We start from the raw sequence: 15,246 nt of genomic DNA, 5'->3' as shown, positions 1-15,246 counted from the left end.
AACGTGCTTGCCAGGGGCGACCGACAGCCGCGCAAGCCGCGGTTTGCGCGCGCGCCCCACCCGCGCGCCGAACGCGACCTGCTCGTGCAAAGCCGTGCGGAAGCTGAAGCGGCCATCATTGAAGCGCGCAAATCGCATGAGCGGCTGCGCCAGGCCGTCGACCTGCTGCCGCAGGGCATCGTGATCCTCGATCCCGAAGGCCGCTACGTCCTCTGGAACAAGCAATATTCCGAGATCTACAGCAAGACCGCTGATCTGTTCGAAGAAGGCGTGCGGCTCGAAGACACGCTGCGTGTCGGCGTGGCCCGCGGCGACTATCCGGAAGCGGCCGGCCACGAGGACGAATGGATCGCCGAGCGGCTGAAGAAGCTTTACGAGCCCGGCAAACGCCACGAGCAGACGCTGTCCGACGGCCGCGTCATCCTGATCGAGGAGCGCCGCACCGATGACGGCGGCGTCGTCGGCCTGCGCGTCGACATCACCGAATTGAAGCAGCGCGAGGCCTCGTTCCGCCTGCTGTTCGACGGCAATCCCGTCCCCATGATCGTCTGCGCGCTGGACGACGAGCGCATCCTCGGCGTCAATGATGCCGCGGTCGCGCATTACGGCTATAGCCGCGCCGAGTTCGAGAAGCTCAAGATCCGCTCCCTGCAGGCCTTCGACAGCGAGCCGCCCTGGACCATCGATCGCTCCAGCGAGGAGCAGGCCGCGCGCACCTGGAAGCACGTCAAGGCCGACGGTGCGTTGATCGATCTCGCGATCTATTCCCGCGAATTGACCTATGACGAGCGGCCCGCGGTGCTGCTCGCCCTGATGGACATCACCGAACGCAAGCGCGCCGAGGCGCGGCTTGCCTTCATGGCCCAGCATGACGGGCTGACCGGCCTGCCGAACCGCAATCTGCTGCGCCAGCAGGTCGACGAGATGCTCGCCCATACGCGTCGCAGCACCGACAAGGTCGCGGTGCTGATGCTCGGGCTCGACAATTTCAAGGCGGTCAACGACACGCTGGGTCACGCGGTCGGCGACAAGCTGCTGCGCGGCGTTGCCAAGCGGCTGCGCTCGACCTTGCGCGAGGAGGACGCGCTGGCGCGGCTCAACTCCGACGAATTCGCGATCGTGCAGAGCGGCCTGACGCGTCCCGAGGACGCGGTGATGATGGCAAAACGTCTCTTGGAAGCCATCGCCGATCCCTATCTGCTCGATGGCCATTCGGTGGTGATCGGCGCCTCCATCGGCATCGCGATGGCGCCCGGTGACGGCGATGAGTCCGAAAAGCTGCTCAAGAGCGCCGACATGGCGCTGTCTCGCGCCAAGTCGGATGCGCGCGGCACCTTCGCCTTCTTCGAGGCTGCGCTCGATGCGAAAGCGCAGAGCCGCCGCAAGATCGAGGTCGAGCTGCGTGACGCGATCCAGAACGACGTGCTGCGTCCCTATTATCAGCCACTGATCGACCTCTCGAGCGGCCGCATCACCGGCTTCGAGGCGCTGGTGCGCTGGCCGCATGCCGAGCGCGGCATGGTCTCGCCGGCCGAGTTCATTCCGGTTGCGGAAGAAACCGGTCTCATCAACCCTCTCGGCGGCCTGATGCTGCGCCGCGCCTGCCTCGATGCCGCGACCTGGCCGGATGACGTCCGCGTCGCCGTCAACCTGTCGCCGCTCCAGTTCCGCAGCGGCAATCTGCTGTCGATGGTCACGGACGCGCTGAAACATTCCGGCCTGCCGCCGCGGCGGCTCGAGCTCGAGATCACCGAAACGCTGCTCTTGGAGAAGAGCGCCCAGGTGCTGGCGACGCTGCATGCGCTGCGCGCGCTCGGCGTGCGCATCTCGATGGACGATTTCGGCACCGGCTATTCCAGCCTCAGCTATTTGCGCAGCTTCCCGTTCGACAAGATCAAGATCGACCAGTCCTTCGTCCGCGATCTCGGCGCCAACCGCGAGGCGCAGGCGATCATCCGCTCCATCGTCAGCCTAGGCAAAGGCCTTGGCGTCATCATCACCGCCGAGGGCGTCGAGACCGAGGCCGAACTGAGCTGCCTGCGCACTGAGGGCTGCGACGAGGGCCAGGGCTTTCTGTTCAGCAAGGCCCGGCCCAATGCCGAGATCATCAGCCTGCTGGCCGCGCAGCGCGGCATCGACGGTGACACCGCGCTGGTCGCTTAGGTATTGGTCATCTGTGTCTTGAAGGCGTAGCGCAGCGCAGATACAACCTGCGGCGAGAACGCTGCGTTGGTGGCATGATCTGACCTCCGCCATTGTCAGGCGTCCGACGATCCATCGGAGACCCGCGCCATGAGCCTTGACGCGCCGACCGCGCCCGACATGCCGCGTTATGCACGGTTCTCGCGGCGGCTGCGCGCCATGTTTCTCGACTGGACCCTCTCGTTGGCGCTGGTATTCGGCGCCTTGATCGTGGCGAGCAATGTCGAGAGCGATACCCTGGCTCGGGTGCTCGGGGCCGTGGTCGTTCTGATTCTTGTGCTCTACGAACCGCTCCTGGTCTCGCGCGTCGGCAGCACGCTCGGGCATTACTGGACCAACCTTCGCGTGGTCGCCGACAACGGCGGCAATCTGAGTTTTCCCAGGGCGCTCGGCCGGTTTGCCCTCAAGAGCCTGCTCGGCTGGTACTCGTTCCTCAGCATGGGGGCGACGCGTCGAAACCAGGCGGTGCATGATCTCTTGACGCGCTCGACGGTGCAGATCCGCGATCCTGCGCAGGCCGGGCCATCGCAATTCATCACCGAGCGGGTCGAGTCCGACCGCGCGGGAATGCCGTCACGCTTTCGACGAGGCGTTGTGACGCTGGCCTATCTCATTCTCTGCATCATCGTCTTTCCGATAGCGCTTGACGTCCTGGTCAAGGCCGGAGTTTTGTCGAGGGCCTGCTTCTTCAGCGGCATTTGCACCGGCAGCGATCGTATCGTCGATATCGTCGTCGGCATGCTGTATCTGGCGGGCCTGGCCTTCGTCATCGCCCTCGGCTGGCGTGGCCAGCTCCTCGGCGCGCGGAAGGCCTGACTCGTTCAGAGTGACTCAGTAACCGGAGTAGGGGCCAGACGGCATGCAGGTGTCGTCGACATAGCTGTAGCCGCCGCCATATCCGTACGCCGGCGCATAGCCATAGCCGGGATAGCCGCCGCCATAGCCTCGGTAATAGGCGCTCGCGATCCCGGCACCGACGACGGCGCCGGCGCCGCCGTAACCGAGGCCCCGGTAGCCGTAGCCGCGATAGCCGTAACCGCGATAGGCGAGGCCGCCACGATAGCCATAGCCGCCACGGTAACCCCATCCGACGCCGCGATAGCCGTAGCCGCCGCGGTAGCCGTAGCCCCAGCGCACGTTGGTGGTCACAGGATCGACCATCGACTTGATCGTCGCCACGGATGTCGGCATCGGGCCGGCCTGGGCGCCCGTGACGAGCAGGGCGCCGGCCGCGGCGAGAACGGCAGTACGTAGAGAGTTCGAGAACCTCATGACCGTCTCCGTGCTGTACGGCGGCGCTTGGGCGCGGCCATCGACACTCTATTCGGAGACAGCCTTGCTGTCGTGGGCTTGATTTAAATCAAACAGATCGCGGCCGGTCACGCCGCGCGAAGCCCCGCGAGGAAGGTGTCGACACTCTGCCGGAGCGCCGACGCATGCTGCCCGAGCTCGCCCGAGGCGACCATCACATTGCCGGCCAGCGCACGCGACTGGTCCGCGGCCTGGCTCGCGCCGGCGACGTTGGCCGAGACTTCGGTGGTGCCGGTGGAGGCCTGCTGCACGCTGCGGGCGATCTCCCGCGTCGCCGAGCCTTGCTCCTCGACGGCGGCGGCAATCGTGGTGGCGATGCCGCTGATCTCGCGGATGGTGCCGCTGATATCGGAGATCGCGGTGACGCAATTGCCGGTCGCCGCCTGGATCGCATTGACTTGGGTCGCGATCTCGTCGGTCGCCTTCGCGGTCTGGCTCGCCAGCTCCTTCACTTCGGACGCGACGACCGCAAAGCCGCGGCCGGCCTCGCCGGCGCGGGCCGCCTCGATGGTGGCATTCAGCGCCAGCAGATTGGTCTGGCTCGCGATCTCGCTGATCAGGCGCAGCACGTCGCCGATGCGCTCGGCGGAGGCCGCAAGGCTCGTGACCATCTCCGTGGTCTCGGTGGCCTTGACCACCGCGCCGCTCGCGACCTGGCTGGAATGGGTGACCTGGCGGCCGATCTCGGTGACGGAGGAGGCGAGCTCCTCGGTCGCTGCCGCCACCGCATTGACGCTGGTCGAGGCTTCTTCCGACGCGGTCGCAGCCGCCGAGGCGCGTTGCGAGGTGCCGTTGACGCTGGAGGTGATCTCGCCGGCGACATGCTGCATGCCCGCGGTCGCCTTGGCGACCGCGGCGACCACGCCCTTGACGTCGGCCTCGAAGCGGTCGGCCATCCGGCGCTGCAGCGCCTGCTTCTCGATCTCGGCCTTGGCCTTGTCGGCCTCCTGCGCCTCGCGCAGCGAGCCTGTTTCGAGCATGCTCTGGCGAAACATTTCGACCGCCTTGGCCATGGTGCCGAGCTCGTCCGGACGCTCGCTGCCGGGAATGGTGACGCGGGTGTCGCCGCTCGACAGGGCGTTCATGACCGCGGTGATCGCGGTGAGCGGCCGCGACAATCCGCGCCCGAGCAGGAACGCCAGCACGATGGCGGCGGTGAGGATTGCGACCGTGCCGAGGATCAGATTGCGCTCGGAAGCGGCAAAGGCGGCCTCGTATTCGGTCGTGTCCTTGATAATCTCGAGCACGCCGACCGGTTGGCCTGCGTAGTTCTTGATCGGCCCGGCATAGACCTCGGCCGGATGGCCGTCGAGTTCGGCCCCGCGCAGCAGCGGCGCGCCGCTGATCACGGCTCTCAGTTCGTCCGGCTTGGCGACGGCGTTCTCGCCGAAGGTCGAGGACAGCTTGTTCAGCGCCGCGCCGTCGACGGAGTAGACGGCGAGGTCGATGCCAAAGCGCTTCTTGGCGCGGTCGACGAATTCCTTGCCGAAGGCGGCGCCGATATCGACATTGGCGAGGTTCTTGCCGTCGCGCACGATCGGCGTCATGCCGAAGATGCCGAGCGCCTCGCGGCCCGGCTCGACGCCGACGATCTGCCGCCCGGTCTTGAGCGCCTCGACCACGGTGGCGCGACGGCCGGAGACGTCGTCGCCAAACGACTTGGGAGTGTGGACGCGGAAGAAAGAGATCGCCGGTGGAACCTGGAAGGTGATCAGCGGGATGCCTTGCGCCTTCAGCGCCTTGTTGGCGTCGCCGAGCAGCGCGAGGAGGGCGTCGCGATCGCCCTTGGCAATGGCATCGCCGACCGGCGGCAGCGCGGCGATCACGGCGGAGACCGCCAAGGCCGAACGGCCCTCATAGTCAATCGCCGCGATCACGCTCTCATATTGCAGCTTGAGCTGCTGATCGAGCGCCATCCGTGTCAGCGCCCGCTGCTGGGTGATCGAGAAACCGGAGAGGATGGCGCAAGCCACCGCAACGGTGAGCGCGATCGTGAGAATCAGGCGGGCCGCAATCGACTTGAGCTTGAACATCGAAAATTCCCGGGCATTACAAAAGATTGATTTTGGTTTTGCGTAACGGTCCCAGAAATTGCTTAACAACAAGAGCGGCATGGCTCCGTGTTTCCACGGATTCGCTACCCTGCTTTTGCATGACTCAATGCGGTCTGCGCATGGAGAGACTGGTCGTTCGCCGTCAGAAGAGACAAAGCGCCGCAGCTTCGTTTGTTGGCGACTAGCGATTTTCGGCAAGGATCATCTTGCCGACATCCTCGTAATGCGTGTCGCGCGCCTGGATCTGCTGGGTGATGGCGTGCATGTCACGAAACCGTCGCTCGAACGGATTGCTGCGGAATACGGCGGTGGCGCCGGCCATGTGATAGGCGGTGTCGACCACCTTGGCCGATTGCTGGATGGTCCAGGTCGCGGCGAGGCGGACGGCGCTGCGATGCGCCGGGCTGAACGAGCCTGTTACGGAGAGGTCGCGCCACATCGCATTCGCCGTCGCATAGAGATAGGCGTGGGCGGCGCGCAGATCCGCCTCGGTGCGGCCGATCAGGCCCTGGACTGATTGGTTGTCGCGCATAGCGCTGGCCGCCAACGACTGGTGTTTTGCGCGCGCCAGTGCGATCGCCGCATCCAGCGTCGCGCGCGCGACGCCGAGCGAGACCGCGGCAAAGCCGAGGCTGAAGGTCGAACCGGTGGGAAGCCGATAGAGCGGGCCTGGCTCGCGCAAGGCTTCCGGCACGTCCCGGAACACGGCGAAGCGATCGGGGATGAAGAGGTCTTTCACCTCATAGGAATCGGTACCGGTGCCGGCGAGCCCGATCGCCTGCCAGACGTCGTGCATCACGGCACCTGCCAGCGGGAACAGGATGGTGCGCATTTCCGGCGCACCATCGGCAGTCTTTCGCGGTGTGCCGTCGGCATTGACGATGCGGACATGCGCGCCTAACCAGCTCGCCTGCCGCGAGCCCGAGGCAAAATCCCAGCGCGCGGTGACGCGGTAGCCGCCCTCGACCGCGCGCGCCTCATGCGCAACCGCGCCCCAGGCGAGAATGCCGGGGGCGGTGTTGAAGATCTCGTGTGCGGAATCGTGGTCGAGGCTGGCTGCGATCATGGCGCAGACGCTGCATTGGGCGAGGCACCAGGCCGTGGACGCATCGGCCTTCGCGATCTCCTCCAGCATCTGCATGAAGATGTCGGGCGGCGCTTCCGATCCGCCCAGGCTCTGGGGCAGCAGCGCGCGATAGAGCCCGTTCTCGATCAGCGCGTCGACGAGATCAGGCGTCAGCCGCCGCGTCCGCTCGATCTCGTTGGCCTCGCCCGCAATCAGCGGCGCGATGGCCCGCGCCCGCTCGACGAGGCCAACCCCCGGAGTTGCGTTCATGTCAGCTTTTCCTCGCCCATTCTGGTGTGAGCGGTCAATGACGTGATGGTGGTCTATTTGGTGGGGACGATCAAGGTGGTGGGTCCGCGAAGCATTGTTCCGCGCGGGTTAGACTCAGCGATCTGCTTGTCGTGCAATCCGGATAAATGCTACGTTTCGTAGCATATCTCCATCCGAGAGGCACGTGATGAAGAAGCCAACCCGCCGCGCTGCAGCGCCGCCCGCGCCCGCGGTGGCGCTCGAGGACGCGCCGATGAGCGACATCATCGATGCCCTGGCCGGCGGCCGGGTCACCGCCACGGCGCTGACCAAAGCCTATCTCGCGCGCATCGCGGCCTATGATCGCGGCGGGCCCATGCTGAATTCCGTGCGCGCGCTCAATCCCGACGCACTCGCGATCGCAGCCAAGCTCGACGGCAGCAAGCCGTCGGCGAAACGGCCGCTGGCCGGCGTGCCGATCCTGGTGAAGGACAACGTCGCGACCTCCGACAAGCAGCCGACCACGGCAGGCTCGCTGGCACTGGAGGGCGCGCGCTCCAGGGACGACGCCACCGTCGTCAAGCTGCTGCGCAAGGCCGGTGCGGTGATCCTCGGCAAGGCGAATTTGACCGAGTTCGCCAACATCCTCGCGATCGAGATGCCTGGGGGCTATTCATCGCTGGGCGGCCAGGTGAAAAACCCTTATGTGCCGGCGCTGATGGACGAACATGGCATCCCGGTCGTGCAGCCGGGCGGCTCGAGCTCGGGTTCGGCGGTCGCCGTAGCGGCCGGTCTGTGTGCGGCCTCGATCGGCACCGAGACCTCGGGCTCGCTGCTGCATCCTGCCAGCCGGAATGGCCTCGTCACCATCAAGCCGACCGTCGGGCTGATCAGCCGCGCCGGCATCGTGCCGGTCGCGCACAGTCAGGACACCGCAGGGCCGATGACGCGCACGGTGCGCGATGCGGCGACGCTGCTGAACGTGCTGGCCACCAGGGACACGCGCGACCCGGCGACGGAGCGACAGCGTAGGCCGGCCGACTACACGGCCGACCTCGCGCGCGATGCGATGAAGGGCGCGCGCATCGGCGTGCCGAGCGACCCCGCCGACCCGCTGAACGATTGCTACTACGGCAAGTTGCCACCCGTCGGGGCCAAGCTGATGGCCGAGACGATCAGGGTGCTCGAGGATCTCGGTGCCGTCATCGTGCGCGCCAACATGCCGACGCGTGGCTGGATCGCCGGGCCGGGCACCGGCATGGCCGTGCTCAACCGCAATCCGCTGAGCAGCAACAAGGGCAATCCGACCGGTTCGCCGATCGTGTTTCTCTACGAGCTGAAATACGGCCTCAATCTCTATTTGAGGGATTGGGCGACCAACACCGACATCAAGACCATGGCCGACATCGTGGCCTTCAACGCGGCGAACGCGAAAGAAGCGCTGCGCTTCGGCCAGGACCTGTTTCTCGCCTCTGACCTCACCAGGGGTGATCTGAGCGAGCGCGAGTACAAATCGGCACGCGCCATGGACTTGCTCGCGGCCAGGACGCGCGGCATGGACGCCTACATGAACCAGCATAAGCTGGACGCCGTCCTGTTCCCCGGCGCGACCGGCGCGGCGATTGCAGCCAAGGCAGGCTATCCCAGCGTCATGGTGCCCGGAGGCTTCGTCTCGGGCGCCGACGGCAAGGACACGTCGGACTATCCGCTCGGCATCAGCTTCGCGGGCCGCGCCTGGAGCGAGCACAAGTTGTTGCGTCTCGCTTACGCCTATGAGCAGGCCTCGCACATGCGCAAGCCGCCGCCCGGCCTGCCGGCACTCTGAACCTTGGCGGCGCGGCCCGCGACCAACAACGGCCATTGTTACCAATACCGCCGGTTGAGGCCTCCCATGCCGATCGTCAGAATTCTCCTGATCCTTTTCGCATTCGTGTCGCCCGCGCTGGCGCAGGACGGCGCGCACGATCTGGCCGCCGCGCGCGATGCCGCGAAGGCCTTCAAGGTCTATGTCGACGCCGTCGCCAAAAAGGGCGAGCGGCCCGATCTGACCCGGCCGGAGGTCGCAGCCCTGCTCGGCCATGTCTTCGATCTCGATGCCCTCGCCGCGCTGCCGCCCGTGCAGGCGAGCGACATGAATTGGCTGATGGATTGGACCGACGCCGCCAACGCAACCCACAAGCTGTTCATCCTTTACGGTTCGAAGCCGGGGCCGCAGCCTGATCTGGCGGCACTTGCGCGCAACATGACCGAGTATGGCGACCAGTACGCGGTAGCGATGAGTTTCATGATCCGCGGCATGGCGCGCGAAGCGGTTGCGGGCCAATTGTTCTGGGCCGAGCTCGCGCCGGAGCAACGCACCCGCATCCGCGAGGAGGGATTTTTGGGCTTCCGCAAGAACAGCGCTATCTACATCCTGACCACGGTCTGCGCGGCGATCCAGGGCGCCAGCAAGCCCGCCAACGCGCGGCTGGTCGCGGCCGCACTGCGCGACACGCGCGAGGTCTGGGCAAGCTTTCTGCTGCCGCAGGATCGGGCCCGCGTGATCGCAGAGCTCGCCGACCTTCCGAAATGGGCGCCCGACGAGCTGGCGCGCGCCGATCTTGCCACCTTCACGGCCGCACTTCAGGTGGCGAACTGATCCCGCATTAGACCTGCGCTTCGGCTTTCGCATCCGGGCTGCTTTGACCGAGCCGCGGCTCCGTGCCCGCGAGCAGCCGCTGAATGTTGGCGCGATGGCGAACGATCACGTAGAGGCCGCCTGCGATCACCAGCAACCGATAGGGCCACGGGTGCGCAAAGCCGCAGACGAGGATGATGGCGGTTGCTGCTGCGAGCATCGAGCTGAGTGAGACGATCCGGGCGATCGCCAGCACGATGCCGAAGACCGCTGCCGCCCCCAATCCCACCGGCCACGACATTCCCAGCAGCACGCCCAGCCCGGTTGCAGCCGATTTGCCACCCGTAAAATTCAGCCAGATCGAGCGGCCATGACCCAGCAGTGCGGCAATGCCGGCGAGGCACACGGCCCACGGCACCCAGACTTGCAAATCGGCCGCTGTCGGCGGCGTCGGGGATAGCTCCGCAGTGAGCCACGGACAAAACCAGCGGGCAACGAGGATGGCCGCCACGCCCTTCAGCACATCGATGACGAGTACCGCCAGCGCAGGCCATTTGCCGAGGGTCCGCAACACATTCGTGGCGCCGGTGGATCTGGAGCCGTGCTCGCGAATGTCGATGCCTCTCAGCAGCTTCCCCGCCAGATAGCCCGTCGGGATCGCGCCGAGCAGATAGGCGATCACCAATCCGACTATAACAGCTATCCAGAATCCCATCGGCCCTGAGTCCAGTGTCCCGCAAGCGCTGTTTTATCGCCGACTTCGTTTGACCGCCATGGGCGAGTGCCTTGGAACTGTGTTCCCGCTGTAGTAGAAGGCATCCCGGCACGAGTGAAAGATCATGCGTTTGGCGCTCAGGATTTTCGGCTTCGTTCTCGAGCTTCAGAGCGACCGACAACAATTCGGGGCTTGTCCCGACCATGGTGTTCACGCGTGATGATCATCCCGACCAGAAGCTGACTCTGACCGAGATCTCGTCAAAGACGATGTCTGACGTTCACGGTCCGGCGGGCCGCCAACCGCGCTCCGAGCAAATCACTGCGTATCGCAAGGTCTATCGGTGGGTGAGCGATGGCATCTATGAGGGTCCATACGAGATCAAGATGGATTGCGCGAATTACGAGCTCTCGGCGCCAACGCGGAGGCCCTGACCACAGCACGCGCTCTTGCCAGTCTCTTGAATCGGCGGACACGGCACGCTGCCGTAGGAGCAAAACACGCAACAGTCGCCCGCCTTGGGCTTCAACCTGGTGCCGCATCCCTTGCAATCGTAGAAGAACTCGCACGCGTCGGTTGGCATGGTCTCTGTGGCCTTGTGGCCGCATGCGGGACAGGTCAGGGTCGATTGCATTTGCATGGCCGGGCTGCTCTGAGGAGCCTCAAAAGGCGAAGATAGCACGTTTTGCATATTTTTTCACATTGACGGCTCGACCATGTCGGTATGGACAGGTCTCGATCGTCCTTGGCCAGACACTTCCCGGACGTGCTGGAGATGGACCCCGCGCACGTGAAGTGATGCCGTCATCTCGATCGTCAAAATCGAACTGGAGCAATACCCATGAGGATCACCGTCGAAACCAGCGTCGCAGCCCCAATCGATCAGGTCTGGCGTGCCTATACGACGCCTGCCGACATCGAGAAGTGGAACGCCGCGTCGGACGACTGGCATACGACCAAGGCGACGGTCGACCTGCGTGAAGGCGGCGTGTTCTCGTCGCGCATGGAGGCCAAGGACGGCAGCATGGGCTTTGACTTCGCCGGCACCTACACGACGATCGTTGAACACAAGCTGATCGAATATGCGTTCGGCGATCGAAAGGCCGAGGTCGAGTTCGTTCCCGGCCCGAAAGGCATTGTCGTCCGCGTCGTCTTCGACGGCGAACAGACGCACTCGGTCGAGCAGCAGCAAAGCGGCTGGCAGGCGATCCTCGACAGTTTTGCGCGATACGTCGAGGCGAAGCAGAAGGCGTCGTAAAGGGCGTGTGGCCGCCAGGGAGAGGTCCCTGACGGCCGCCGCCGGCTTTCCGCGGAGCACTTGGCGGAAATTGAACAGGGAATAGTCTGCTTCCGGTTAGTTGTGGGCATGAATCGTGGTCGTAGCGATGTCAGCTTCGGGTCATCCAGTTTGTCAAGAACCCACATTCGGCGAAGAACGGCTCGGCCCGTACAGGCGGAAATAGGCGAACCAGGATTGCCCGGGATCATGGGCTCCAGTTCGCGCGAGGTTGGCCGCAGCGTCGCGGCCAGCGCTAAATGTCAACGCTAACTGTTCCGCAGGGCTGGAAGGTTTGGAGCGAGCGCCCGCGCAAGCACCCCTCATGTTTCTGGGCGTAGGCAAGCACGCCCATGATAATCAAAGCCACCACGACCAATCCAGCTACTAGGTTCTGCACCATGGCTGTCACTCCAAGGCGAACTCATGAACAAGGCGACCGGCGCGAATCGTAGGGATCAACGCCGGGAGCCGCGCTCCCTCTCAGCCCGATCATGGGGCTGGGGCTGAAAAGATCGGCGAGAGATCGCGCAGCCAAAGAGAGCACAACCGTCGACCTGATGGCAGTGCAAACTTGTGCCGCGCTGCGCAAATTCGATGCCTGATCAGACTCGTTCCCGGCCCGAAAGGCATTGTCGTCCGCGTCGTCTTCGACGGCGAACAGACGCACCCGGTCGAGCAGCAGCAAAGCGGCTGGCAGGCGATCCTCGACAGTTTTGCGCGATACGTCGAGGCGAAGCAGAAGGCGTCGTAAAGGGCGTGTGGCCGCCAGGGAGAGGTCCCTGACGGCCGCCGCCGGCTTTCCGCGGAGCACTTGGCGGAAATTGAACAGGGAATAGTCTGCTTCCGGTCACAGAAGCCGACCCAATGCCCGTCTTTGCGGCCTACTCCTGTGAAAGCTTCCTCAGAAGGACGCCAAATAGTGTGAGAAAGAAGATCGTGGTTGTCTCCCGGCTCTGTCGAGACCGTATTGTCGACGCCGGCGTTTGCCGCTAATGGGCGCCCCGAGCAACGATCTATTAATTGTGAGCGCGCGCCTCACGTGCGTTTTGAACGATTAGCGCTTAAGTTGTGATCGACATAACGGTCGAAAGCCTTGGTGCAAATCGCATGCAAACATACGATTGGGCTGTTGTCCTCTACTACGCGTGGCCAATCATCTTGATACCTGCGGGATGGATCCTGTTAGGGCGATCGTGCCGGGAACGCGCAGCTTCCGGGGCCTCGATGATTGAGTTGCGGGAGCAACACCTCACCGAAACATGCCGGACGAGCGCTGCAATGGAGAGGATCGCAGCTGTTCTCGAGAAAAACCAAGCGACTGATCAAAGTTACCTAACTTAGGAGGTTGTAGATGACCGTGCGCGATATACTGCTTGCCATGTACTCTTGGTGGCCGTTCATCCTGATGGTGGGTGGATCGATCTTGGCAATGCGTGTGATGCGCCAGCGCACCCCGTCCGGCGCCACGATGATTGATCTATATGAGCAGCAGATTGCCGAAACGCGGCGAACGAACGCAGGATTGGAGCGGATCGCTGCTGCTCTCGAGCTTGGGATTGGTAGGACACAACCGCAGGTCAATAGAGGCGTCGAAACCGCTTGAATGCGCAAAGTATCGGTGAGACCACATCAATGATACGGCTGTGAAGCACCCCAATCCAAGGAAGCATCGATCCATTCGGCGACTCCACTGGAGTCCGGATCGCGCGGGCATTGTATGGATGCTGGTGTCAGCAATTATCGCTGTCACCATCTTTGCGGTCGTTGTGGTTTATTTCCCTTTCCTACCGCAGCGGAACGCCAATGCGGGCTTTGGACCCGACTGGGATTGCACGCCTCACCCCAGCGGCGAACCCACTTGCATCAAGAAGATCGGCCGATAAATCAGCCGATACGCGCGGCTTCGAGACCGCAGACTTCTGCTTAGGGTTAATTGCGGCCCCTCACCCGGATTGCTCAGGCGCGCAATTGCGCGCCAAAGCAATCCGACCTCTTCCCGCTGGGGAGAGGTGAACCAGGCTGCTCACCTAACTCATTTCATGGTGTGGCGAGCCGCGATCTCTTCGTCTACGATCCGATCGCGCCACGTTTCGGAGACGCCAGGATGCGAACCATTGGCCTGATTGGGGGCATGAGCTGGGAGAGCACCGCGCTCTATTACAAGCTCATCAACGAGCGTGTCCGCGACCGCATGGGCAAGCTGCATTCGGCGCCGCTGTTGCTGTACTCCTACGACTTTCAGGAGATCAAGGAGATGCAATATGCCGGCCGCTGGGCCGAGGCGGCGACGAGCCTTGCGGAGGTCGCGCAGTGCCTCGAAAGCGCCGGCGCGCATGCGATCGTGTTGTGCACGAACACGATGCATAAACTGGCGCCCGATATCGTTTCGAAGCTGACCATCCCCTTCATTCACATCGGCGATGCAACCGCGCAACGCATTCGGGCCAAGGGGTATCGGCGGGTCGGGCTTTTGGGAACGAAGTTCACAATGGAGGAAGACTTTTACGTCGATCGACTGCGAGCGCACGATCTCGATGTGCTGGTGCCTCCCGCCGACGAGCGGGCCGACGTGAACCGCATCATCTACGATGAGCTGTGTCTTGGCGTCGTCGCCGCTCCCTCGCGCCGCCGCTATCAGGACGTGATGGCCGCGCTGGTCGGGCGCGGCGCGGAGTGCATCATCCTCGGCTGCACCGAGATCACGATGCTGGTGGGGGCTGCCGATACATCGGTCGAGACGTTCGACACGACGGCCATTCACGCAGAGACGGCAGCCGATTTCGCGATTGGGTGAAGGCGGTGTAGCCGGGTTGGCGTTGGTTCAATTCGCTGATACCAGAACCCAATCTCGTCTGGAAAGGCGCCGACACCCCGGCCGAATTCGGCCCAAAGTGGACAAACTCGTACGTTACCAATCGTAACCGAGCATCCAGCCCAGTTGGTTCGACCATGCTCCGACTCCCTCCGCCGATTTGGACGTTGATCTACCTGGTCTTGTGCGCGGTGCTCAGTTGGTCGCTCGGCTGGTCGGCGCTTCCGGGCTTCCCGCTTCCGCTGCTGGGAGTGGTTTTAGTTGCCTTGGCGTTCATCGCTCCAGTCTGGGCTTTCGTTCTGTTCCGGCGTGAGGACACCGAGATCCAACCAACGTCGCCGACGAATCGCAAGCTGGTTACCGGCGGCCCCTACCAGTTCACGCGCAACCCGATGTATCTGGGCCTCGTGATTCTCGCTCTCGGCATCGCGATATGGGTCGGCGCCTGGCCCATGTTTATTGCGCCTGTCGCGGTGTTCGCGACGGCCAACTGGGTCCATATCCCGTTCGAGGAAGCCAAGATGCGCCGCCAGTTCGAGGCGGAATATGACGACTACGTCGCGCGCGTGCGGCGCTGGGTGTGAGCTCGTAGGATGGGTTTCGCTGCAGCGAAACCCATCAAACTTCTTGTCCTCGCAATCGGATCGAGCTGAACGCGGCGCCCGCCCGTCGGGCGATGGGTTTCGCAAGAGCTCAACCCATCCTACGGGCTTCCTGCCTTCTTTGCCGGATGTTTCGGTTTGCGCGGGATGCCGCCGCTGTAGTCCTTGCGTCCTCTGAGCGCGTTTCCATTGGATTGCCGTCACGCCGAAGTGACGCCTCCGTGGGAAATGTGCCGTCTGGCTTCCCCCGACTGGCGGACGCGGAGTGCTCGATGTGATGACACGGTTGCGTGGATCTCGCCGCTACGAGATCGACAACCTGATCGCAGGCTGATCGGA

The 15,246-nt window shown here is 64.0% G+C and carries 13 protein-coding genes and 1 pseudogene; 9 read left to right on the top strand and 5 right to left on the bottom strand.

What is annotated here, in order from left to right; translation table 11 throughout:
- Window positions 1-3 precede the first annotated feature (3 nt).
- Window positions 4-2,163: an EAL domain-containing protein gene (locus tag YUA_RS0140960; protein ID WP_027535806.1), complete on the top strand. Its 2,160-nt coding sequence runs from the start codon at window positions 4-6 to the stop codon at window positions 2,161-2,163.
- A gap of 129 nt (window positions 2,164-2,292) precedes the next feature.
- Window positions 2,293-3,018, top strand: coding sequence for an RDD family protein (locus YUA_RS47390; protein WP_051383649.1), 726 nt, complete (start codon window positions 2,293-2,295; stop codon window positions 3,016-3,018).
- A gap of 15 nt (window positions 3,019-3,033) precedes the next feature.
- On the opposite strand, the gene YUA_RS46690 is transcribed toward YUA_RS47390, so the two are convergent.
- The 3 genes from YUA_RS46690 to YUA_RS0140940 all read right to left on the bottom strand — a co-directional run bounded on the left by YUA_RS46690 (window position 3,034) and on the right by YUA_RS0140940 (window position 6,903).
- Window positions 3,034-3,474, bottom strand: a complete 441-nt coding sequence (locus YUA_RS46690; RefSeq protein ID WP_035973089.1) for a hypothetical protein — start codon at window positions 3,472-3,474, stop codon at window positions 3,034-3,036.
- 107 nt (window positions 3,475-3,581) lie between these two features.
- Complete coding sequence (locus tag YUA_RS0140945) at window positions 3,582-5,546, bottom strand: methyl-accepting chemotaxis protein (protein ID WP_027535805.1); 1,965 nt, start codon at window positions 5,544-5,546, stop codon at window positions 3,582-3,584.
- A gap of 202 nt (window positions 5,547-5,748) precedes the next feature.
- Entirely contained in the window at window positions 5,749-6,903 is a 1,155-nt protein-coding gene (locus YUA_RS0140940) for an acyl-CoA dehydrogenase family protein (protein WP_027535804.1), read from the bottom strand.
- 187 nt (window positions 6,904-7,090) lie between these two features.
- Here YUA_RS0140940 and YUA_RS0140935 point away from each other — a divergent pair, with 187 nt between their 5' ends.
- Together YUA_RS0140935 and YUA_RS0140930 are read left to right on the top strand one after the other, a co-directional pair.
- Entirely contained in the window at window positions 7,091-8,707 is a 1,617-nt protein-coding gene (locus YUA_RS0140935) for an amidase family protein (protein ID WP_027535803.1), read from the top strand.
- 66 nt (window positions 8,708-8,773) lie between these two features.
- Window positions 8,774-9,520 carry a hypothetical protein gene (locus tag YUA_RS0140930; RefSeq protein ID WP_027535802.1) on the top strand — a complete coding sequence of 249 codons (747 nt, stop codon included), beginning with the start codon at window positions 8,774-8,776 and terminating at the stop codon, window positions 9,518-9,520.
- 7 nt (window positions 9,521-9,527) lie between these two features.
- On the opposite strand, the gene plsY is transcribed toward YUA_RS0140930, so the two are convergent.
- Window positions 9,528-10,214, bottom strand: a complete 687-nt coding sequence (gene plsY, locus YUA_RS0140925; protein ID WP_027535801.1) for a glycerol-3-phosphate 1-O-acyltransferase PlsY — start codon at window positions 10,212-10,214, stop codon at window positions 9,528-9,530.
- A 400-nt stretch (window positions 10,215-10,614) separates the two neighbouring features.
- Window positions 10,615-10,854 carry a GDCCVxC domain-containing (seleno)protein gene (locus YUA_RS52255; RefSeq protein WP_084293240.1) on the bottom strand — a complete coding sequence of 80 codons (240 nt, stop codon included), beginning with the start codon at window positions 10,852-10,854 and terminating at the stop codon, window positions 10,615-10,617.
- Between the two features lie 201 nt (window positions 10,855-11,055).
- Here YUA_RS52255 and YUA_RS0140915 point away from each other — a divergent pair, with 201 nt between their 5' ends.
- The 5 genes and pseudogenes from YUA_RS0140915 (at window position 11,056) to YUA_RS0140885 (ending at window position 14,889) form a co-directional block, all read left to right on the top strand.
- Window positions 11,056-11,472: an SRPBCC family protein gene (locus tag YUA_RS0140915; protein ID WP_027535799.1), complete on the top strand. Its 417-nt coding sequence runs from the start codon at window positions 11,056-11,058 to the stop codon at window positions 11,470-11,472.
- Window positions 11,473-12,094: 622 nt separating this feature from the next.
- Window positions 12,095-12,244 (top strand): annotated as a pseudogene (locus tag YUA_RS46685) (polyketide cyclase); the annotation flags it as partial.
- Window positions 12,245-12,844: 600 nt separating this feature from the next.
- Window positions 12,845-13,096 (top strand): hypothetical protein, encoded by a 252-nt coding sequence (locus YUA_RS46680; protein ID WP_051383648.1) that lies wholly within the window; start codon window positions 12,845-12,847, stop codon window positions 13,094-13,096.
- Between the two features lie 501 nt (window positions 13,097-13,597).
- Complete coding sequence (locus YUA_RS0140890; RefSeq protein WP_027535796.1) at window positions 13,598-14,287, top strand: aspartate/glutamate racemase family protein; 690 nt, start codon at window positions 13,598-13,600, stop codon at window positions 14,285-14,287.
- A 185-nt stretch (window positions 14,288-14,472) separates the two neighbouring features.
- Window positions 14,473-14,889: an isoprenylcysteine carboxylmethyltransferase family protein gene (locus YUA_RS0140885; protein WP_245285395.1), complete on the top strand. Its 417-nt coding sequence runs from the start codon at window positions 14,473-14,475 to the stop codon at window positions 14,887-14,889.
- The last annotated feature ends 357 nt before the right edge of the window (window positions 14,890-15,246 follow it).

The sequence above is a fragment of the Bradyrhizobium sp. WSM3983 genome, assembly GCF_000473045.1.
Lineage (GTDB): Bacteria > Pseudomonadota > Alphaproteobacteria > Rhizobiales > Xanthobacteraceae > Bradyrhizobium.
This window is presented reverse-complemented; position numbering and strand designations above follow the sequence as displayed.

Bases quoted from the DNA above. Each gene is read 5' to 3' on its own strand.
- YUA_RS46680 (WP_051383648.1), top strand. From the start codon at position 12,845: ATGACCGTGCGCGATATACTGCTTGCCATGTACTCTTGGTGGCCGTTC.
- plsY (WP_027535801.1), bottom strand. From the start codon at position 10,214: ATGGGATTCTGGATAGCTGTTATAGTCGGATTGGTGATCGCCTATCTG.
- YUA_RS0140930 (WP_027535802.1), top strand. From the start codon at position 8,774: ATGCCGATCGTCAGAATTCTCCTGATCCTTTTCGCATTCGTGTCGCCC.
- YUA_RS47390 (WP_051383649.1), top strand. From the start codon at position 2,293: ATGAGCCTTGACGCGCCGACCGCGCCCGACATGCCGCGTTATGCACGG.
- YUA_RS0140935 (WP_027535803.1), top strand. From the start codon at position 7,091: ATGAAGAAGCCAACCCGCCGCGCTGCAGCGCCGCCCGCGCCCGCGGTG.
- YUA_RS0140940 (WP_027535804.1), bottom strand. From the start codon at position 6,903: ATGAACGCAACTCCGGGGGTTGGCCTCGTCGAGCGGGCGCGGGCCATC.
- YUA_RS0140890 (WP_027535796.1), top strand. From the start codon at position 13,598: ATGCGAACCATTGGCCTGATTGGGGGCATGAGCTGGGAGAGCACCGCG.
- YUA_RS52255 (WP_084293240.1), bottom strand. From the start codon at position 10,854: ATGCAAATGCAATCGACCCTGACCTGTCCCGCATGCGGCCACAAGGCC.
- YUA_RS0140915 (WP_027535799.1), top strand. From the start codon at position 11,056: ATGAGGATCACCGTCGAAACCAGCGTCGCAGCCCCAATCGATCAGGTC.
- YUA_RS46690 (WP_035973089.1), bottom strand. From the start codon at position 3,474: ATGAGGTTCTCGAACTCTCTACGTACTGCCGTTCTCGCCGCGGCCGGC.
- YUA_RS0140945 (WP_027535805.1), bottom strand. From the start codon at position 5,546: ATGTTCAAGCTCAAGTCGATTGCGGCCCGCCTGATTCTCACGATCGCG.